This window comes from Shewanella sp. SM55 (assembly GCF_025654025.1).
GTDB lineage: Bacteria > Pseudomonadota > Gammaproteobacteria > Enterobacterales > Shewanellaceae > Shewanella > Shewanella oncorhynchi.
Genome location: NZ_JAKKRS010000012.1, coordinates 118,273 through 138,347, shown reverse-complemented (window position 1 = coordinate 138,347; position 20,075 = coordinate 118,273). Strand labels below are relative to the sequence as shown.

The window sequence follows — 20,075 nt, the reverse complement described above, 5'->3', positions numbered from 1 at the left end:
GATCGTCAAGCAAATGTGAAGAAATGAATTAACCGATGAAAGTATTAATTGTTGATGATAATCATGATGTTATTGAAACAATCATGGATTATTTAACCCTAGAGGGTATTATTGCCGACTGTGCATATCACGGGGAAAGTGCAATCAATTTAATTCAACAAAACCATTACGATGTCATCATAATGGATATTATGATGCCCAAATTAGACGGTATTAATACGGTCAAAAAATTGCGTGAAGAAATTTATTGTAATACACCGATTATATTTTTAACCGCCAAAGATAGCCTGCAGGATAAAATTGATTCTTTTACATCAGGTGGGGATGATTTTTTAAATAAACCTTTCGCGATGGAAGAATTATGCTTACGACTGCATTCACTGCATAATCGTGGCCCACGTTTAGATGTGGGTATTTTGCGCTTCAGTGATATCAGTTTAAATTTGCAAACCCATCAAGTTACCCGTGCTGGTAAAGAAATTAAGCTCAGTAAAATTCAGCGCACCATTCTTTCACTGTTACTAAAACATGCGCCCGCTATCGTGAGTAAAGAGCAATTGGTAGATACAGTATGGGGAGATGATGCACCTTCGAGTGATTCACTTCGCAGCCACATATACAGCTTACGCAGTGCACTCGATAAAGGTTTTTCAGACTCAAAATTAGAGACTATCCATGGCCAAGGTTACCGACTTATCCCCTGAGCATTTTCCGAGTTTATATAAAAAAATACGCCTCACTTTTTTAGTATTAACTAGCTTGATGTTTGCCATTTTTTGGAGCCTCATTTATATCGCCGAAGAACAAATTGAGAAGATTAGCCTCGAGCAAACGCTGGCCACAGAGACTCGCGAATATCTAAAGAATTATCAAAGGTTTGGTGATAAAGCACAGCTCCCCGATATCAATGAATTGAAAACATATTGGAGCAAAGAGTTTGTACCAGCTTGGCTGCAACCTTATCAAAATACCGGATTTTACGAACATCAACTGGGTGACGAAGATAAACACTTTTTGATATCCGCTCATCCTTCTGGGCAAGGGCTGTTGTATGTGGTTTATAAGGATGACGCGGACGATTTCCTTGATAGCTATGAAGATAGAATGCACATTTTGATCTCTATTATGGGGATCGGTTTGCTCCTGTTTATCATGGCGTATGGATTGTATTTTGTACGTCTGCTATCCAGTCCACTCGCTGAGATTGAAAATAAAATCAATCAACTATCCCCCAAAAGACCGACATCAACACCGAGTACTTCATACCGTGAAACCCGCCAGATTGAGCAAACCCTATTAAGCAACAAAGCTAAAATTGCCGCCTACTTCACTCGGGAACAAGAATTTAGCCGTTTTGCCTCCCATGAACTACGCACGCCCATTATGGTGATCCAAGGTTCGGTCGAATTGCTCAAAAAAATCCCCAATGCGACAACCGAGGCTCAACAATTAATGGTCAAAAAAGCCATTACACGTATTGATTACGCAGGGCATCAAATGAAAACGCTCACCGAGGCCTTTTTACTTCTCGGAAAAGAAGACATTGAATCCCAGCACTACAGCCAAATTGATTTAGCACCACGCCTTGAACACATTTTAGCTGAATTGGCGCAGCACTTTGCCAAGCAAGAAATCACCTACAGCTTAACGCTTAAAGATTGCTTGAGCATCAAGGCGCCACTGAGCTTTATTGACATAGTGATAGGTAATTTAATTAAAAATGCTTTCAATTACAGTGCCGGAAACATTGAAATTACGATGCAAAGCAACCAATTATGGATACTGAATCCACTAAGCACTCAAAGTACTGATACATCAGGCTATGGCTGCGGATTAATTATTATTGAACGTATTTGCGAGCGAATGGGCTGGGCATTTTCAACCCAAAACGATGGTGCTAGCTATCAGGCTTATGTTCAGTTTATAGATAATGCCCATTAACTGAAGTTAGCTTGGATAAATGACCTCGTTTTAGCAAATTCTGAGTTGCAAACCCAATCTTCACAACCGCTTCACGCTTGTCTTGGCACTATGCTCGCAACACTGTAATAGCCATTGAGGCTGAGTTACATAAAACCATAGAAAGGACAAACAGATGAATAAAATGACTCTTACCGTTTTCGCAATGGCACTTTCATTCACGACTATGGCCAGCCAAGCAGGCTTTCAACCTACAACGGGTGAACCTCAAATACAGGGTGGCTTCCAAGGGCCGAGCGCAAGACAAGTGATTCATGATGTGGTGAGCGCGCTCAATGCCAGTGATGACGCCCAAATTGAGTTAACGGGCCATATCATTTCTTCCATTGGACACGATGATTATATTTTCCGTGACGCTACGGGTGATATTAAGGTCGAAATTGATGATGATTTATGGCGCGGCAACACAGTAACACCTGAGACTCAGGTCATTATTCGTGGTGAAGTGGATAAAGATTGGTCTGAAGTGACCATAGATGCAGACAACATTCAAATCGTACAATAAATTGATTTAGTTAAAGCCAGCCAATGAATGGCTGGCTTTGGTCACATCCAAACTTCATGTCTTAAATACGCTTAGATAGCAGCCAAAACAACTTCAGCTTTACTGGCTTCAAAAGCCTTTGGCTCTTCTACATTCAGTAGAGTCACTACACCATTATCGATGATCATGGCATAACGTTGTGAACGCACACCACCAAAACCGGCAGTATCCATATCTAAACCTAAGGCTTTAGTAAAGCTGGCATCGCCATCGGCTAACATCATTAATTCAGAGGCATTTTGTGCTTCGCCCCACGCTTTCATCACAAAGGCATCGTTCACAGCAACACAGGCAATCAAATCCACGCCTTTCGCTTTAAATTGATCGGCTAATACCACATAGCCAGGTAAATGCGCTTCAGAACACGTTGGAGTAAAAGCACCTGGCACTGCAAACAATACGACTTTTTTACCCGCGAACAATTCGGTAACTTGGTGATTCACCATGCCATCTTTAGTCAGTTGACCTAATGTGGCAGCAGGTAATGTTTGACCTTGAGCAATCATGTCTTTCTCCATTTAGTTAAAATAACTCATCCATACTAGCCCTATTTACCGCAGATAAACACCGAGAGAAATAAGGGCGATTAGACTCGAGTTCGATTCAACCGCAGCCCCGCACACAAACTAAGACATAACAAACCTAATACTGAGAAGGCGCCGCCACTTTCCTCAACAACGATAATGTCGGGCTCTCTGTCTCGATCGCTACTCTCCAATGGCAGCGCATACAAACTATCGGTCTCATCGGCGCTAATGGTCGCAACAATATCGCTGTAACCCACTTCATACACATCAATCAACACATCATAGTGATCCGTCGCATAACCCGTGTAGAGCGTGGTCAACACTTCGTAATCGTCCTGTGTCGAATCGCCGTAAATGGTAAATACGTCTGTGGTGTAGTAATGCACCCAAGGGCCACCATCACGACTGAGATAAAGCTCGGCAAATAAATCAGCTCTTTCATTAAGATATGAACCATTGACATCAACGTCGAAGATCACGCTAAACGTTTGATAAAAACCATCGTAGTCAAAGTCTTCAAACAAACGACTGCTGGCATCAAAAATCGAAAAGCTGTGATACACAGGTGCGCGGTAGGGATCTTCACTGGTCGCGCTCGAACTCGGAATCCCTTGGCTCGCATGTTTCGCAGTTACTTGCTCACGCGTCATAGGCGAGGCGCCCATAAGTTGCACTCGGTTTGTCGTCGGCGCTTTGGATGATAAGGCTGCTGGCGCCAAGGATTTCACGGCCGCAGCGGCGACTTCAGTGACATTTTTTGCGGGCGCGGCTTGTTGTAACAAAGCTAAAGCTTGTTGTTCCTGCTCAGCAGCTTGCTCGCTATTTTCTGCTTTTTTGGCAATACCAACGCTGGCTGCAGTAAATGGCGTTAAGCTTTGCGATGACTCCAGTTCGCGGGGCTGAGCGCTAGCGACAGATGACGCTAAAAACAGCGCAGCAATAGCCGTTGCCATAAACAGCTTAATATTAACTGTGGCTGCCATATCTTGCTTATTGAGTATGTTCATCTTGAATATCCTATGGATAACCCGTTCAAATTGGAGCTATTAAAGTGCAATGAAGGTGAACATAAGCTGAACATCAACGCCCACTGTTCTCAGCCAGAAGATACGTTCAGCCCGAGTTCATCTGGAATGGGTAACACTCACAAAACTTAAACGATACAAACGCGAGCATAGAGATAGACTCGCCAACAGAACTTCAGTTCTGTCACGAATAACAAAATAACTGCCAGAGTTAATTTTGAAGGAATTGTGCCAACCAATTGGCTGATCTCTATGTGTTTGTTAAGGTGATGAGGTATTCTTAGTCGACTCGATAAGTTATCCATCTCACTCATTAACTTAAGATCGCTGAACATTGCGGGTACCCGATATGAAACTTGGTTTGACCTTGGCCCTAATCACTTGCTTATCAGCCTCCTTTGGTTGCATAGCAGGTAATGATAGACATGATGATCGCAATCAGCCTCGTAACCAAGGTGCGAAGAATGAGCAGCGCCGTCTAGCGGTCAATAGCCCTGATCAAGCGGTGGCAATGGCGCAACGACAATTTCAAGGCAAAGTATTGAGCGTACAATCCAGCGGATCGGGATATCGTATTAAAATCCTCAATAATGATGGCCAAGTATTTTCTGTTTCAGTAGATGCCGCAACGGGCCGAGTCTCGAGGAACTAACGATGCGATTGTTACTAGTTGAAGATGATATAGAACTACAGACTAACTTAAAGCAACATCTCCTCGATGCCCATTACAGTATCGATGTGGCGAGTGATGGTGAAGAAGGCTTATTTCAAGCGCTCGAATACAACTATGATGCAGCAATTATCGATGTCGGTTTACCTAAACTCGATGGTATCGCCTTGATCCGTAGCGTGCGTGAACAAAAACGCGACTTTCCTATCCTGATTTTAACCGCAAGGGACAGTTGGCAAGATAAGGTTGAAGGACTCGATGCCGGTGCCGACGACTATCTGACGAAGCCTTTCCATCCCCAAGAACTCATCGCACGACTAAAAGCCCTGATCCGTCGCTCCGCCGGCAAGGCCAGCCCCCTGATCTACAACGGCCCCTTTAGCCTTAACACCAGCAGCCTAGAAGTACGTAAAGGCGAAGAACTGGTTAATCTCAGTGGTTCTGAATACAAGTTATTCGAATTTTTTATGTTGCATCAAGGCGAAGTCAAATCAAAAACTGTACTCACAGAGCATATTTACGATCAGGATTTTGATTTAGATTCTAACGTCATCGAAGTCTTTATCCGCCGGTTACGCAAAAAACTCGACCCAGATAATCAATACAACTTAATTGAAACTCTGCGCGGCCAAGGTTATCGCCTAAAAGCGTTAACGTCTGGGCAAGCAGCCGATGAGTAAACGCGCCATGGCGTGGCAAGTGCTGAACTCCCTAAAAGCACGCTTAGTTGCCAGCGCGCTATTATTTATCTTAGTGTTATTGCCTTTGATCGGCGTTGCCTTAAACGATGCCTTTACCGAACAAGTTAAAAGCGCAACCAAGAATGAACTCAGTGCCTATGTCTATTCGATTCTCGCGGTGACTGAAGTCGAAAACAAACAAATCTCCATCCCAGAGTTAGTGTTAGAGAATCGTTTTAACCTCATTCAATCAGGGCTGTATGCCATTGCAACCACTGAAGACGCCAGCGGCAAACAAGATATAGTGTGGCATTCGCAATCTTTTATGGGGATTACGCCACCGCCACATTTTACCATCCCAGCCACAGGTCAAAGCGCATTTGAGCAAATCGAGCTCGCCGATCAACTCCATTTGATTTATAGCTTTAGTGTCAGTTTTGCCAGCCAAAATCAAAACGTGCCTGTGACAATCCACATCATTAAAGACGAGCGAGAATTTCAGCAGCAAATTGATCAGTTTAATCAACAGCTTTGGACTTGGCTGCTGATCTTAATGTTAGTCATGTTAGTGTTTCAATTGAGTTGGTTACTGTGGACGTTGCGACCTTTAGCACGCTTTACCCAAGAGTTACATTCCGTCGAGCAAGGTAAGTCGATGCAGCTAAGTAGCCAGTACCCCACTGAATTACAAGCGGTTGCTCGGCAGCTTAATATTTTGCTCAATACCGAACAAACCCAACGAAAACGCTATCGTAATGCCTTGGCCGACCTAGCCCATAGCCTCAAAACACCACTGGCGGTGATCAAGAGTCAGGCCGACTTAAGCGAATCCTCCAGTGAGCAAGTATCAGTGATCAGCAGGATCATTGGCCACCAGCTAAAACGCGCCCAAACCGCAGCGGCGGCCTCGTGGCATTTAGGTATTCGTGTCGATGAAGTCGCCGCTAAGTTATTACGCACCTTAGCTAAAATTTATCGAGAGCCACAAATCAATCTCAGCGGCGAGATGGTAGAACACGCAGTATTCAAGGGGGATGAAGCAGATCTGACTGAAATTCTAGGTAATTTACTCGACAACGCCTGTAAAGCCGCGAAGTCTACGGTGACATTAACGGTCACAGGCGATGCCTATCAACTGCTAATCTGTATCGAAGATGATGGCCCAGGGATCAGTGAAGCCCTGCAAAATCAAATCTTTGAACGTGGTATTCGCGCAGACTCCTACCTTCAAGGTAATGGTATTGGACTTGCTATCGTGCGCGATTTAGTCGACAGCTATAACGGCAGAATTTCTGTCTCTCGTTCAGAAACCTTAGGTGGTGCCAAATTTAGCATCAGCTTTGCACACTCAGTTTAAGTCTTTATTTTCAATGTGATAGATTTATTTCTTCTCTTAAAACTTGGCTATAAATAAATATTTAACCGCAAAACACTTTCAGCTTATGTTCATATTCACACGCCTAATATGCCCATAACATCCTCGAACAGGATTATTGGAGCAAACCATGAACAGACTACATCGATGGAATTGGCTAGTGTTAACGGCGGCATTAGTGGCCTTGCCTTTCACTACCACAGCACAGGCTGCGGGCATATCTGCGAGCCAAGGATCGAGCACAGCGGCAAGCCAAGCCGAACTCGAACAAATGCTGGCGCCTATTGCCCTGTATCCCGATAGCTTACTGACCCACATACTTATCGCTTCAACTTATCCACTCGAAATAGTGCAGGCACAGCGTTGGTTAACCCAGCGCCCCAAATCATCGATCGACCAAATTATGTCGCAAGCCGAAGATCAGGACTGGGACCCGAGCGTCAAAGCCTTGCTGGCCTTCCCGACTCTGCTGCAAAAAATGAGTGAAGATCTCGAATGGACTCAAAGACTCGGTGAAGCCTTCTTAGAAGATGAAGGCCAAGTGATGAACAGCATTCAGTCCCTAAGACAACAGGCTGATAAAGCGAATAGCTTAGCGGACATGGATAACATGGCAATTACCCGCGCCAACAATCAGATCATCATAGAACCCGCTAAGCGAGAAATCGTCTACGTCCCCTATTACGATCCACGCGTGGTTTACGGCACATGGCGTTGGGGTGTGGCTTATCCACCTGTATATTGGAAATTTGGCGGCTATGCTGGCTACCCCTATCGTCCGAGTCATAACCATTTCTACTGGTCGCCGGGCATCCATATTTCCTTTAACTACTTCTTCAGTTCGTTCCACTGGCACAACCATAAAGTGGTGGTGATCGACTATCGCCATTCACACCGATATCGCCCACGGGAAAGATACAGTGTTAGCCATGGCGCACAACCTTGGAAACATAAACCCGAACATAGACGCGGTGTGAGTTATCACAATCCAGTGGTGAAACAACGCTATTACCATGATGATAAATATCGCGGCAGAGATTCACACTCAAGCGGCAGTAAACAGCACTTCAATAGCCAATATTCGAAGTCAAAAGAACGCCAAGATACCCATAGCAATCAGGGCAATATGAGTAATCAGGGTCATAAGAGTCGTGACAATAAGGACTATCACAGCGTCAGCCGTGAACGTGATAACCGCACGCCGAGTTATCAGAAAACGCAAGCCGAGTTAAAGGAACGTCGCTCCGCCCCTATGGTACAAACACCAACCCACAAGGAGCGTAATGACATGCAATCAAGACCCGTGCAGTCAAAGCCAATGCCATCAAAGGAGCCTCAGCAAAGGCAATATCAAACTCGTGAGCCGCAACCGCGTAATATCGATCAACAAAGGGCACAGTCACAAAGGCAAGAAAAACCAAGAACTATGACCCCAAGAGTTGAAACGCCACGACCTGAAACAAGACGTACAGAGCCACAACGGATTGAACAACCAAGACAAGCTGCGCCTAGACAACACGAAGAAGTGAGAGTGAGACAAAGTGAGCCACGCCAAAATGCGCAAACCGCTCGCTCGGTAGAACATAACCAAGGTCGATCAACTCAAAGCCAAGAACGCCGTCATAGGGAATAACAAGATATAAACTGAAAACGAGTGCCCAGAAGACTCACCCTCTTACTGGGCATTTTTATGGATTATTTATCTGTAACATCACCTCACAAAGGCAACTTCCTCCAGAGTTAAGATCCTAAATACATCTCATATTCCAAAATGAACTATAAATAACAATTTTAATAACCAAATTTGCAGATATAGTCAGAGTGCGAGTCAAACTGGCTTCATCCGGTCGTCATTTGGCTCTCTTATCAACTCACATCTTGGAGGATGAAATATGGCAACCTTATTAATTGTGCCAGGGTTTGGTGGTAGCGGCCCTTTACATTGGCAAAGTTGGATTGCACAAAAATATGAATCAGCTATATGGGTCAATGACTTACCACTATTGGAGCCTAAGATTCATATCTGGGCCAATGCCATTTGCCGCGCAATCGATCAAATCGAAGGTGAAATCCTCATCCTCGCCCACAGTTTTGGCTGTTTAGCGACAAGCCTTGCCATCGCTCATCATCCACAGCGGGTAGCAGCAGCTATTTTAGTCGCGCCAGCATCACCAGCACGATTTTCTGAGAATGGACACATTCTGCCTGAACACGATGGCACTCAAACGATCAAACACTTGTTGCCAAAACATCCCTTAGGTGTCGCAGGGCTTGTCATTGCCAGTGAAAACGATCCTTGGATGCCCTTTAATCAAGCTGCAAAACTGGCAAAGAAATTTGGATTCCCAACAATCAACTTAGGGTTAAGTGGCCACATTAATGTCGATTCCGGACATGGACAGTGGCCCCTCATTGATGTGCTTATTGGTAATCTTATCTATCAAATAGAAAGTGCAACTCAGAGCCAGTCTAACGATCTCGTAAACTCAAACACACAAAAGACACACTTATTACATAAAAGAATATCAAATCGCAAAATGTAACTTTTTAGTTATCAATATTTGATTATAATTCCAATTACGTTGTCAAAAACCACTTACATGAGGACTTATATGGCAACCAAAGAAGATCTACAAACCGTGATCCCCTTGCTCGTCAATAGTTTAGAAAAACTACTGGGTAGAATTGAGTTTGGGACAGTGGAATTAACCTTTCACCATGGGAAATTAGTGCAATTAGAAAAGAAAGAAAAAATTCGTTTAGACCAAGTTACGCCGTCGAAATAAAAACGAAATTTACCACCCAATCAACACAGTTAGACCACATCGCTGACCGGTCAACCGGAAGCCTTATTAAATAATATGAGGATTTCGGTATGAATATTTTATCTCACCTACAAAAAGCAACACTCACCTTAGTTTTGGCCTCTACTAGTTTTCTCGCACTCGCTGAAGATACGCTATTGAATGTTTCCTATGATCCAACCCGTGAATTCTATCGGGAATATAACCAAATCTTCAGCCAATACTGGCAAAAACAAGGCCATAAAGCCCCAACCATACGTCAATCTCACGGTGGTTCAGGCTCGCAAGCTCGCTCAGTTATTGATGGATTAGAAGCGGATGTTGTCACTCTGGCACTGGCCTATGACGTTGATGCATTAAGGCAAAAAGCGGATTTAATTCCTGAAAATTGGCAAAGTCGCCTGCCACACAATAGCTCGCCCTATACCTCGACCATAGTGCTATTGGTTCGCAAGGGAAATCCCAAAAATATCCATGACTGGAATGACTTAGTTCGTGAAGGTGTAGAAGTCATTACCCCAAATCCTAAGACTTCAGGCGGGGCGCGCTGGAACTATCTCGCTGCTTGGGGTTATGCACTGAAGCAATACGGCTCAGAAGAAAAAGCGTTAGAGTTTGTCACTCAGATTTATAAAAACGTACCTGTGCTGGACTCAGGCGCCCGTGGCGCAACCAATACCTTTGTACAGCGAAAAATTGGCGATGTGTTCATCGCTTGGGAAAATGAAGCCATATTATCTGTTGAGCAGTTAGGAAAAGGTGAATTTGAAATCATTGTTCCAAGTGTCAGCATTCTTGCTGAGCCACCAGTGACAGTAGTAGATAAAAATGTCGAGCGCAAAGGGACACGTAAGTTAGCAGAAGCTTACCTAGCACATCTCTATACTGATGAAGCACAACACTTAGCCGCAAAACACTTTTATCGCCCGACAAACCCAGACATTGAGTTGCAATACAAAGACAAGTTTCCACAACTGACGCTCTTTACCATTGATGAGGTTTTTGGTGGCTGGAACAAAGCACAAAAAACGCATTTTAATGATGGTGGTCAATTCGATTCTATTTTAACCAAGATTAGCAAGTAATCTTTTACGCGGTTTCACTCATACGAAACCGCCCATGAGTTTCACTTATCTCGCGACGGAATAATGATATGAGCAAGGTTGTCATAAAATCTGTGCTACCTGGATTTGGTATTACCTTAGGCTTCTCAGTTTTATATTTAAGTTTGCTATTTCTTATTCCTGTAGCCGGATTAGTTCTGTTTACGCTGCAAATGAGTTGGGCTGACTTTTGGGTCGCCATTAGTCATCCTCAGGTTGTAGCCTCATACAAGCTGTCATTTACGGCGTCTTTTATTGGCGCCAGCATTAATGCCATTTTTGGGACTCTCGTCGCTTGGGTGTTAGTACGTTATCAATTTTTTGGTAAAAAAGTCGTCGATGCTTTAGTCGATCTGCCTTTTGCCTTACCGACGGCTGTCGCAGGTATCGCGCTCGTAACGCTTTATTCGACTACCGGGTGGGTAGGTCAATATTTACATTTATGGGGCATTAAAGTCGCCTACAGTCAAATTGGTGTTGTGATCGCCTTAACTTACATTGGATTGCCCTTTGTCGTACGAACAGTACAACCGGTTTTAGCAGACTTTTCAAAGGAACTTGAAGAAGCCTCAGCATCCCTCGGTGCTAATCGATTAACCACCATAAGAAGAGTGATCCTACCTGCGGTATTACCTGCATTATTAACGGGTTACGCCTTAGCCTTTGCACGTGCAGTAGGCGAATATGGTTCCGTCATTTTTATCTCGGGCAATTTGCCCTATCGCACCGAAATTACTCCGCTACTGATAGTGTCCAAAGCTGAGCAATATGACTATAACGGCGCTGCGGCTATCGGAGTGGTCATGCTCGCAGCAGCTTTCCTCTTATTGTTATTAATTAATAGCCTACAGTGGTGGGCGAGTAAAAGAGGTTAAGTCTATGGGCCAAATATCGACTGTAAATTATCACGCTACCACTGAGGCACCTTGGATAAAGTGGAGTTTAATCGGGATCGCATTAAGCTTTCTCGCACTGTTTCTGGTTTTGCCATTAGCGGTTGTGCTCTACGGCGCCTTTGAAGCGGGTCTCAAGATCTGGTGGCAAGCCGTGACCGATCCCGATGCGCTCGCTTCCATTCGCCTCACCTTATTAGTGTTAATTATTGTTGTACCCACCAATGCTATTTTTGGTGTCGCCATCGCTTGGGCCATTGCTAAATTTGAGTTTAGAGGCAAAACCATACTGATCTCGATAATCGATATGCCCTTCGCCATTTCACCCGTCGTGGTCGGGCTGATTTTTGTGATCCTCTTTGGTGCCCAAGGCTGGTTTGGGCCTTGGCTTGCTGCCCATGATTTAAAAGTGATTTTTGCCGTTCCGGGCATAGTCATTGTCATCATGTTCGGCACTTTACCCTTTATTGCCCGTGAACTCATCCCACTGATGCAGCAACAGGGCAAAGATGAAGAAGAGGCCTCACTCACCTTAGGCGCCAGTGGTTTAAAGACCTTTTGGTACGTCACTTTACCGAATATTAAGTGGGGCTTACTCTACGGCGTGATCCTGTGTAATGCCCGCGCTATGGGCGAGTTTGGGGCAGTAGCAGTAGTCTCAGGGCGCATTCGAGGTGAGACCAATACTATGCCGCTACACATAGAAGTGCTTTATAACGAATACATGTTTACGGCCGCGTTTGCCGTGTCATCCCTACTCACAGGTTTAGCACTGGTCACTATCGTGCTGAAAAGCCTTGTGGAGTGGAAAGATGAGCGAAAACATCAAATTAACTAAACGCAACGTCCTTGGGAACAGAGCATTATGAGCATACACATTCAACAAGTTAATAAGCGTTTTAGTGATTTTGTTGCCGTGGACTCGGTCAATTTAGAGATCAAAACCGGAGAGCTGACGGCCCTTTTAGGCCCATCCGGCTCAGGCAAAACAACTTTACTCAGGATTATTGCCGGACTCGAACAGGCCGACAGTGGCATAGTCAGATTTAATGGTGAAGACATCACCACACAGCATGTGAGTGAACGCGGTGTCGGTTTTGTATTCCAACATTATGCCCTATTTAAACATATGACTGTATTCGAAAATGTCGCCTATGGACTCACAGTCAGACCACGAAAAACACGTCCGAGTAAGGCAGACATTGCCGATAAGGTGCATTCATTACTCAAACTCGTCCAATTAGATTGGACTGCTAATCGCTATCCATCACAACTTTCAGGCGGTCAAAGGCAACGCATCGCACTCGCCCGCGCGCTTGCGGTCGAACCTAAGGTTCTACTGTTAGACGAACCCTTTGGCGCGCTCGATGCAAAAGTCCGCGCAGAATTACGCCGCTGGTTAAGACGCTTACACGATGAGATTAATGTCACTACCGTATTTGTGACCCATGATCAGGAAGAAGCACTCGAAGTCGCAGATAAAATTGTAGTGATGAATCAAGGTCGTATCGAGCAGCAAGGTACGCCAGAAGAAGTCTATGATAATCCAAGCAATCCTTTTGTGTACGAGTTTCTTGGCAATGTGAACCTATTTCATGCCCGGGTAAAACAAGGGCATAGCACTATAGGCAATATCCACATTCCCTCACCTGAGCACACGATTAACGAAGAGCAACAAGGCTTGGCCTATGTTCGTCCACACGAAATCGAGGTACTGACACAACCAACTGAAAATGCCCTTAAAGTCAGTTTAGACTTAGTGACCATAGTTGGCCCTGCAGTAAGATTAGAAGTCCTAACTGAGCTAAATAACCAACTGATCCATGTTGAATTATCTAAAGTGCAATTTAAACAGCTTGGCATAAACAAAGGTGATAGCGCTTGGATCCAGCCACGCTATACCAAAGTCTTTTTAGGGGAAGGCATTTAGCCACTCACCGCCATAATCAATAGATTAAAACTTCAAGGTCAAGGACTGACCTTCTCCCATTCCCTGCCACTCGACACTCAAATCCATAATCTCATTGAGAATATGATCAAAATCTGTTTGGTTAACAGTAGGAACGGCCAAGTCTCGACTGCTACAGGCTTGCTCTAACAGATAAATAAAGCCGTCATAGGTTGGCGTTTCACCCGACCACAGTAGCAACTGCAGGGTCTCAACTATGGATTCGGTTTGCCACGCCTCCGTTTTATCAGCGATGCCGCGGGAGGTTTCATTATGCTCTAAGGTAAAGCTGATATCGGCGCCAGCTCTGATCTGCGAGAAGAAAGCGCCTTGAATATGCAGGCGTTTTTCAACCACATAGTGGATCATATCGTGAGGTGCTATACCTTGTTCTGGCATTTGGGTTTGGGTCGCACTACCGTCCATGCGCACACAGCGCAACTGGCCATAACGCTGAGTACCTTTAGTGAAGATGACTTGCATAAAACCATCCTTAGTATTTTGATTAACGCATGCATAATGCGAACTCAAGTATAGTCCAACTCTGCGCCAGCATTAGAAAAACAACAACACTCTGCTGTTATAAATTACGCTGGATAAAGCGGAAACACTCTTCTGCCGCTAAGGGTTTACTAAAGTAAAACCCTTGCACTAAGTCGCACCCCATGCTCGACAATAATACCAATTGCGCCTCGTTTTCAACCCCTTCAGCGACCACAGTTAACCCCAATTCATGGGACATAGAAATAGTTGCAGCGCTAATGGCTGCATCGTTCGAGTCGGTCTCAATATCCTTCACAAAGGATCGGTCGAGCTTTAACCTGTCTAAGGGCAAGAGTTTCAAATAGGATAAAGAGGAATATCCTGTACCAAAATCATCGATGGCGAGCTCGATACCATGTTGGCGCAATTCCGCTAATAGGCGCGCATTCTGCTCAGGATATTGCATCGCCACACTCTCGGTAATCTCCAGCTCCAGTGCGCCTTTGCCCAACTTATGCTTCACCAGCACATTGGTAATATCGGCGACTATCGTATCCTTACGGAGTTGATGCGCTGACAGATTCACCGCCATTCGCAACTCAGTGGCACCCGCTGCGCGCCAGACAGCAAGTTGCGCCATCGCCGTTTCTAACACCCATTGGCCAATTGGGATGATCATGTCGATCTCTTCGGCAATGGGAATAAAACGGTCAGGCGCTATCATGCCAAATTCGGGATGCTGCCAGCGCACAAGCGCTTCGACACTGACCACTTGCCCGCTTCTAATATCAATTTGTGGCTGATAATGAAGTCGTAATTCGTCGTTTGCTAACACTTGCCTTAGGCCAGTTTCAATATGCTGGCGCTCAGTGATCAAAGTGTTCATTGCCGCAGTAAAGAATTGATAGTTATTGCGTCCAGCCGCTTTTGCGCGGTACATGGCCATATCAGCATTTTTCATCAAGGCTTCAACACTGTCACCATCATTGGGAAATAAACTGATCCCTATACTTGGCGACGAATGTAATGCTTGATTATTAATCACATAGGTTTGACTCAAACCACTGCGCAGCGCCTCGGCTAAACTGGCCACTTCATCATGGTTTGTATCGGACAAGGCAACCACAAACTCATCGCCTCCCAAACGCGCCACAGTATCATTATCACCAACGATGTATTTCAAACGTCGGGCCACCTCTAGCAGCAGTTGATCGCCCACATGATGGCCCAAGGTATCGTTGATATTTTTAAAGTGGTCCATGTCGATGAACATTACCGCTATTTGGCTGTGGGATATCAGAGCATCCTTAAACACCACTTCGAGGCGCGACTGCAAGCTCAGTCGATTAGGCAATAAGGTCAAAGAGTCATGATGAGCAAGGAAATGAATGCGTTCCTCACTGACTTTACGCTCACTGATATCGGTAAAGCTGCCAATATAGTGACTCACGGCACCAGAATCATCCCGCACCACAGACATCATCAACCATTTCGGGAAATCGTAGCCTTGTTTATGCCTGTCCCAGACTTCACCTTGCCAGAAACCCGTTTGCTCGAGGGCAGCACGGACTTGAGAATCGATACTTTTGTCCGTTCGTTCAGCCTCTATAAAACGGCAGTTTTTACCAATAATGTCCTCTCGGGAATAACCCGTGATCTGAGAAAATGCGCTATTCACATCCACAATGATATCGTTGGCATCCATAATCGTGATGCCTTCACCACTCTGCTGAAATACTTGCGCCAAGAGATTTACCCGCGCAACGGTACGCTCCTGCTCGGTAATATCTTCGACAATAAACAAAATTAGCTGTTCACCATTAGCACCAGTAACTAAAGCCCCGTTGAGGCGCACCGCCACTAATTGGCCATTTTTATGTAAATAATGCTTCTGATAGGGGCCGTAACGGCGCGTCTGCTTTAAGCGCTCTAATTGCTCAGTTTCACTTAATTGATAACGCTTTGGGGTAAGATCCCAAGGATCAAGTTGATTAAGCTCATCGAGTGAATAACCCGTAATCGCTTGAAAGGCGGGGTTAATCGCCACAAATTGACCATCATCTAAACGTTTAAGCACATGCCCCACTGGGGCCTTATCAAATAGGTTTCGATATTTTTGCTCACTTTCGACCAAGGTAGCTTGAAAAGCCTGACGGCGGGCAATTTCCTTCGACAATGCCATGGTTTTTTCTGTCACTTTTTCGGCAATACGTTGGCGCTCGCCGGAGGAAACCAGTGTCATACCGCCCACGACCGCACAAGTGATAAATGCGAGCAGCAGCATCAGTAGCGATAAGCTAAAAGTATCGCCCATCAGCACCGCATAGGATTGATAAATCACTATATGCCAATGACGATCCGCTAACATCAAGTTTGCCTGAAAATACTGCCCAGTTTTATCGCTGAAGAGCTTACTGCTAAATTCGGGAAACGATTTTTGAGTATTGCTATAAAGTAAGGTACCGCCCGCACTCATATCTGTCAGTTGCCACTGCAACCCTTTTACACTATCAACATCATCAATAATGCCTTGCAAATCAATTACAGCAGAACAAAACCCTGAGATCTTACCCAATCTGTCAAAAGCAGGAGCAATGAGTAAAGTGCCACCAGGACCATTGGGATCTTGTGCTAATTGAATCTTGGCTGTCATCACGGGTGCTAACGTCGCACGCACTTTTGCTATGGCAGCGGCTCGCGTCGGCTCACTATTGAGATCTAATCCCAAGGCCGCTTCGTTACCTATCTGCGGCTGAATATACATCACAGGGACTAGCCAACCATCAGTATTCGCCTGCCAGCCTTCGGGACGAGTCACTTTGTAGGAACCGCCAACCACAGAACGAATTGATGCCTCAAAACTTTGCTGATCGGCTGCCGCCACAAGCGGTGACCAAGACCAAGCTCTAAAGCCATCCTTCATCAACATATTGCGTTTGCCAAACTGTACAAACTCATCCTCAGAAACCTGCTCGCTATTATCGAACAAGCTTGCTAAGGCAACAATTTGTTGGAGGTTAGCATCTTGAAAACTTTCAATATTGCTAATAATCGCATTAGATTGAACCAGAAACTTATCCTGCAACTGTTGGCGCTGATTCATATCTGAGTAGTAATAAATCCCCACGCAGAATAAAAAGCCCACCAGCAAAGGCACACCCGTCTGAATGCGGCGAGAACGCCAAATAACTCGCTTATCAAATAACAACATAGTCAGAGGGATAAAAATCACGGCACCGAGCAAATCCCCAGTCCACCAATTTATTAAACTACCCAGTAAATCGGACTGTGGAATCGTACCGTTAATCACTAAGGAGAAATTGCCAAAAACAGTCGCTACAGTACAAGTTAAAGCTAAACTCAAGCAGGATTTAATGACGGCGTTAGGATTATCTAGGGTGAATAAATGATCGACTCGCCCAAGAACATAGGCAGAAAGCACTGCCTGTATAGATGAGCCAATTGAAATCGCAAAGGGCAACCACCCCCAATGGATATGTCCGCTGATGTTGAGATTAATCAACAAAGAACCAATGAACACGCCAATCCAAGGCGCATATTCTTTCCATAAAACACAAGCGGCAATAGCAATACCTGCGGCAGGCCAAATTGCAGCAGAATATCCAGGCGGCAAAGCAATCATCAAACCAATCTTACCTACAATAACGTAAGCTAAGGCGATGAAAATGTTTACCTTAAGGTATGGGATAAATGACTTTATGTGTAGTCCTTTATGCTGACGCACTTCGAGAATTGAGAAGCATCATGCCCTACTCACAGGCTCAATCTCAAGCACATATCAGGGGCGAGATAAGTTCACAGTTTAATAATCGGTTTATCTAATGTAAATAGCGTAAATGACTGACACAATCACTCATTTAACGTGATGTTTTTATTTGGGATGCCGATCTCAAATGCACTTAATCACACAGCCAAACTTGGCGAGCCCAATCTTGCGACAAACAAGCTAACCCATCAAGACAACTATCGGCAACATTAGCCCCGCCATAGAAGTTAAGCTTAGTCTTTTTACGGGTAAAGCTAACATGTTTATAGGGGCTATAATCAACTCAATGACACCACAAGCAAATCAACTTTAGTCAAAATGAATAAATGAGAGGCTTCACAATTTTTTATTTTATGAGAACAAAATCAGTTTAAACACTGTTAATTTTGTAAAATTAACGATCGCATTTAGTTTTAATTAAGGTTTTTTTAATACTTAAGCCCTTTTACTACGGGGATCCGCTTTCATTCAATAGCCGCTTCTTGGTATCCTCCTGCCGCATAAAAAAGTTACATGCTGAATATTTTTTGTTCTGCCAACTGACTCCTTTTCCCGTTCAGCCGGACTCATTAATTGAAATTAGCTCTTAGCCAATTCATTGTTGAAAGATTGAACCTAACTATTCGGCTTTCAACCTTTAGCATGACAAACCTAACCCTGTTTTTCGGGTTATTGTTTGTGCTGCCTGTAGCTGACGTTTTATACGTATTAATCGGCGGTTGTGTTGATATTAGTGAACTCATCAGCCTCAGCAATGGCTTTTTGGTCGAGTTTATCGGCGCTAGTTTGCTCAGCCTGTTATTACTCAATCCCCTCGTTATTCTGCAGTTATGGCATTTAATCGACTGCTGCTTCAAATTTTTCAATCATCTCGATTTAACTAACGCTTCACTTTTTTTAGCACCCCCAAGGCTAAAATCCCTCGAACATACCGCCCACGGTTGTCGCGCTCCGCCATTTTAACCCTCTGTTTTTAAATTCAAATTAAGCATTAAGCGCTGAAAGCGGATCTTAGATTTGCCTCGGGATGGCGGCACATTATTGTGTCATGCCTCTTGGGTTTCAGGATTTGCGCTCAGATAACGCCGCTTAGTGCGACTGCCGGTTAACGCTTGGCAGAGTTGTAAACCTTAGGGTTAGAGGAATCTTCCTTTGTTAATTCGAAAATTAAGTAAAGCAGCAATCGCGGCACTAGCACTCATGCTCGCGGGTTGTGATGGCGGTGTATTGGACCCTAAGGGCCAAATCGGTATCGATGAAAAACACCTGATTATCGTCGCCACCCTACTCATGCTCATTGTCGTTATCCCTGTGATTGCCATGACATTGTACTTCGCGTGGAAATACCGCGATGGCCGTGATCAGGAAATCTATGCGCCTAAATGGGCACACTCAACGGCGATTGAAACCGTAGTGTGGATAGTACCGATTGTGATCGTGATAGTGCTAGGTGTGATCACTTGGGGTTCGACCCATGATCTTGATCCATACAAACCTTTAGATCACGAAGCTAAACCCGTCACGGTTGAAGTGGTGTCGCTGGACTGGAAATGGTTATTCATTTATCCAGAACAAGGCGTGGCATCGGTCAATGAGTTGGCGTTCCCAGCCAATGTGCCGGTGAACTTTAAGATCACCTCTGACACTGCGATGAACTCCTTTTTCATCCCTCAGTTAGGCAGCCAGATTTATTCTATGGCGGGCATGACCACTAAGTTGCATTTGATCGCTAACGAGCCCGGCACCTTCGACGGTATCTCAGCTAACTACAGCGGCGCCGGATTTGCGGGCATGAAGTTTAAAGCGATTGCCACTCAAACACCTGCCGACTTCGAGGCATGGGTTGCCAAGTTAAAACAACAGGGCAAGACATTGGACTCAGCGGCCTACGCCACACTGGCTAAACCGAGTGAATACCATCCGGTTGAATACTTTGGCTCAGTCAGCAAAGGGATGTTTGACCAAATCGTGATGCAATACATGCACATGGACTCACATGAGGGCATGAAAGGTCACGAAGGAATGGACATGCACGCAGGCATGGAACACATGGGCACTGAGCACACATCTGACATGGCAGACATGAAAGGTATGCACGACATGGCACATATGGCAGGCGAGCACGCGATGGAAAATACACAGAACATGGCCGACATGGATAGCTCAACACCTTCTGCACCGTCATTAACACAGGATTCATCCACAGAACCTTCATCATTAGAGCACTCATCCACTCACAAAGTGGAGGCGGAGTAA

General features: G+C 44.8%; 19 protein-coding genes. 15 read left to right on the top strand and 4 right to left on the bottom strand.

The window, feature by feature from the left end:
- The first annotated feature begins 35 nt into the window (after positions 1-35).
- The 3 genes from L5L91_RS15475 (at position 36) to L5L91_RS15465 (ending at position 2,485) form a co-directional block, all read left to right on the top strand.
- On the top strand, positions 36-704 hold the full coding sequence (locus tag L5L91_RS15475) for a response regulator transcription factor (protein WP_131525518.1): 669 nt from the start codon (positions 36-38) through the stop codon (positions 702-704).
- Positions 676-1,941: a sensor histidine kinase gene (locus tag L5L91_RS15470; RefSeq protein WP_263182170.1), complete on the top strand. Its 1,266-nt coding sequence runs from the start codon at positions 676-678 to the stop codon at positions 1,939-1,941. Before L5L91_RS15475 ends, L5L91_RS15470 begins: the two co-directional genes overlap by 29 nt.
- Before the next feature lie 154 nt (positions 1,942-2,095).
- The gene (locus L5L91_RS15465) at positions 2,096-2,485 is read left to right on the top strand and encodes a YgiW/YdeI family stress tolerance OB fold protein (protein WP_113940229.1); all 390 of its coding nucleotides are present in this window, start codon (positions 2,096-2,098) and stop codon (positions 2,483-2,485) included.
- Positions 2,486-2,556: 71 nt separating this feature from the next.
- Here L5L91_RS15465 and L5L91_RS15460 read toward each other — a convergent pair whose 3' ends face one another.
- The gene (locus tag L5L91_RS15460) at positions 2,557-3,030 is read right to left on the bottom strand and encodes a peroxiredoxin (RefSeq protein WP_263179110.1); all 474 of its coding nucleotides are present in this window, start codon (positions 3,028-3,030) and stop codon (positions 2,557-2,559) included.
- Between the two features lie 80 nt (positions 3,031-3,110).
- The gene (locus L5L91_RS15455) at positions 3,111-4,058 is read right to left on the bottom strand and encodes a choice-of-anchor H family protein (protein WP_263237064.1); all 948 of its coding nucleotides are present in this window, start codon (positions 4,056-4,058) and stop codon (positions 3,111-3,113) included.
- A 367-nt stretch (positions 4,059-4,425) separates the two neighbouring features.
- On the opposite strand from L5L91_RS15455, the gene L5L91_RS15450 reads away from it, so the two are divergent.
- The 10 genes from L5L91_RS15450 to L5L91_RS15405 all read left to right on the top strand — a co-directional run bounded on the left by L5L91_RS15450 (position 4,426) and on the right by L5L91_RS15405 (position 13,531).
- The gene (locus tag L5L91_RS15450; RefSeq protein ID WP_105250671.1) at positions 4,426-4,728 is read left to right on the top strand and encodes a PepSY domain-containing protein; all 303 of its coding nucleotides are present in this window, start codon (positions 4,426-4,428) and stop codon (positions 4,726-4,728) included.
- Between the two features lie 2 nt (positions 4,729-4,730).
- Positions 4,731-5,426, top strand: coding sequence for a response regulator transcription factor (locus L5L91_RS15445; RefSeq protein WP_105250672.1), 696 nt, complete (start codon positions 4,731-4,733; stop codon positions 5,424-5,426).
- A complete protein-coding gene (locus tag L5L91_RS15440; protein ID WP_105250673.1) occupies positions 5,419-6,783 on the top strand; it encodes an ATP-binding protein in 1,365 nt (454 codons plus the stop codon). Before L5L91_RS15445 ends, L5L91_RS15440 begins: the two co-directional genes overlap by 8 nt.
- Positions 6,784-6,931: 148 nt before the next feature.
- Positions 6,932-8,434: a DUF3300 domain-containing protein gene (locus L5L91_RS15435; protein ID WP_263237063.1), complete on the top strand. Its 1,503-nt coding sequence runs from the start codon at positions 6,932-6,934 to the stop codon at positions 8,432-8,434.
- Between the two features lie 259 nt (positions 8,435-8,693).
- Complete coding sequence (locus tag L5L91_RS15430) at positions 8,694-9,344, top strand: alpha/beta hydrolase (RefSeq protein ID WP_263237061.1); 651 nt, start codon at positions 8,694-8,696, stop codon at positions 9,342-9,344.
- A 69-nt stretch (positions 9,345-9,413) separates the two neighbouring features.
- On the top strand, positions 9,414-9,587 hold the full coding sequence (locus tag L5L91_RS15425) for a YezD family protein (RefSeq protein ID WP_011790691.1): 174 nt from the start codon (positions 9,414-9,416) through the stop codon (positions 9,585-9,587).
- An 89-nt stretch (positions 9,588-9,676) separates the two neighbouring features.
- Positions 9,677-10,690, top strand: a complete 1,014-nt coding sequence (locus tag L5L91_RS15420; protein ID WP_263237060.1) for a sulfate ABC transporter substrate-binding protein — start codon at positions 9,677-9,679, stop codon at positions 10,688-10,690.
- A gap of 68 nt (positions 10,691-10,758) precedes the next feature.
- Positions 10,759-11,583: a sulfate ABC transporter permease subunit CysT gene (gene cysT, locus L5L91_RS15415; protein WP_011790693.1), complete on the top strand. Its 825-nt coding sequence runs from the start codon at positions 10,759-10,761 to the stop codon at positions 11,581-11,583.
- Between the two features lie 4 nt (positions 11,584-11,587).
- Positions 11,588-12,439, top strand: a complete 852-nt coding sequence (gene cysW / locus L5L91_RS15410; RefSeq protein WP_263237059.1) for a sulfate ABC transporter permease subunit CysW — start codon at positions 11,588-11,590, stop codon at positions 12,437-12,439.
- Between the two features lie 27 nt (positions 12,440-12,466).
- Complete coding sequence (locus L5L91_RS15405; protein ID WP_263237058.1) at positions 12,467-13,531, top strand: sulfate/molybdate ABC transporter ATP-binding protein; 1,065 nt, start codon at positions 12,467-12,469, stop codon at positions 13,529-13,531.
- A 24-nt stretch (positions 13,532-13,555) separates the two neighbouring features.
- On the opposite strand, the gene L5L91_RS15400 is transcribed toward L5L91_RS15405, so the two are convergent.
- Positions 13,556-14,032: a cytoplasmic protein gene (locus L5L91_RS15400; RefSeq protein WP_263237056.1), complete on the bottom strand. Its 477-nt coding sequence runs from the start codon at positions 14,030-14,032 to the stop codon at positions 13,556-13,558.
- 97 nt (positions 14,033-14,129) lie between these two features.
- Positions 14,130-17,777, bottom strand: a complete 3,648-nt coding sequence (locus tag L5L91_RS15395) for an EAL domain-containing protein (RefSeq protein ID WP_263237055.1) — start codon at positions 17,775-17,777, stop codon at positions 14,130-14,132.
- A gap of 615 nt (positions 17,778-18,392) precedes the next feature.
- On the opposite strand from L5L91_RS15395, the gene L5L91_RS15390 reads away from it, so the two are divergent.
- Both L5L91_RS15390 and cyoA read left to right on the top strand, forming a co-directional pair.
- Positions 18,393-18,782: a hypothetical protein gene (locus tag L5L91_RS15390; RefSeq protein WP_168826289.1), complete on the top strand. Its 390-nt coding sequence runs from the start codon at positions 18,393-18,395 to the stop codon at positions 18,780-18,782.
- Positions 18,783-18,971: 189 nt separating this feature from the next.
- Positions 18,972-20,075, top strand: coding sequence for a ubiquinol oxidase subunit II (cyoA, locus tag L5L91_RS15385; protein WP_263237053.1), 1,104 nt, complete (start codon positions 18,972-18,974; stop codon positions 20,073-20,075).

Bases quoted from the DNA above. Each gene is read 5' to 3' on its own strand.
- L5L91_RS15420 (WP_263237060.1), top strand. From the start codon at position 9,677: ATGAATATTTTATCTCACCTACAAAAAGCAACACTCACCTTAGTTTTG.
- L5L91_RS15475 (WP_131525518.1), top strand. From the start codon at position 36: ATGAAAGTATTAATTGTTGATGATAATCATGATGTTATTGAAACAATC.
- L5L91_RS15435 (WP_263237063.1), top strand. From the start codon at position 6,932: ATGAACAGACTACATCGATGGAATTGGCTAGTGTTAACGGCGGCATTA.
- L5L91_RS15400 (WP_263237056.1), bottom strand. From the start codon at position 14,032: ATGCAAGTCATCTTCACTAAAGGTACTCAGCGTTATGGCCAGTTGCGC.
- L5L91_RS15455 (WP_263237064.1), bottom strand. From the start codon at position 4,058: ATGAACATACTCAATAAGCAAGATATGGCAGCCACAGTTAATATTAAG.
- cysW (WP_263237059.1), top strand. From the start codon at position 11,588: ATGGGCCAAATATCGACTGTAAATTATCACGCTACCACTGAGGCACCT.
- L5L91_RS15445 (WP_105250672.1), top strand. From the start codon at position 4,731: ATGCGATTGTTACTAGTTGAAGATGATATAGAACTACAGACTAACTTA.
- L5L91_RS15425 (WP_011790691.1), top strand. From the start codon at position 9,414: ATGGCAACCAAAGAAGATCTACAAACCGTGATCCCCTTGCTCGTCAAT.
- L5L91_RS15440 (WP_105250673.1), top strand. From the start codon at position 5,419: ATGAGTAAACGCGCCATGGCGTGGCAAGTGCTGAACTCCCTAAAAGCA.
- L5L91_RS15450 (WP_105250671.1), top strand. From the start codon at position 4,426: ATGAAACTTGGTTTGACCTTGGCCCTAATCACTTGCTTATCAGCCTCC.
- L5L91_RS15465 (WP_113940229.1), top strand. From the start codon at position 2,096: ATGAATAAAATGACTCTTACCGTTTTCGCAATGGCACTTTCATTCACG.
- cysT (WP_011790693.1), top strand. From the start codon at position 10,759: ATGAGCAAGGTTGTCATAAAATCTGTGCTACCTGGATTTGGTATTACC.
- L5L91_RS15470 (WP_263182170.1), top strand. From the start codon at position 676: ATGGCCAAGGTTACCGACTTATCCCCTGAGCATTTTCCGAGTTTATAT.
- L5L91_RS15460 (WP_263179110.1), bottom strand. From the start codon at position 3,030: ATGATTGCTCAAGGTCAAACATTACCTGCTGCCACATTAGGTCAACTG.
- L5L91_RS15405 (WP_263237058.1), top strand. From the start codon at position 12,467: ATGAGCATACACATTCAACAAGTTAATAAGCGTTTTAGTGATTTTGTT.
- L5L91_RS15430 (WP_263237061.1), top strand. From the start codon at position 8,694: ATGGCAACCTTATTAATTGTGCCAGGGTTTGGTGGTAGCGGCCCTTTA.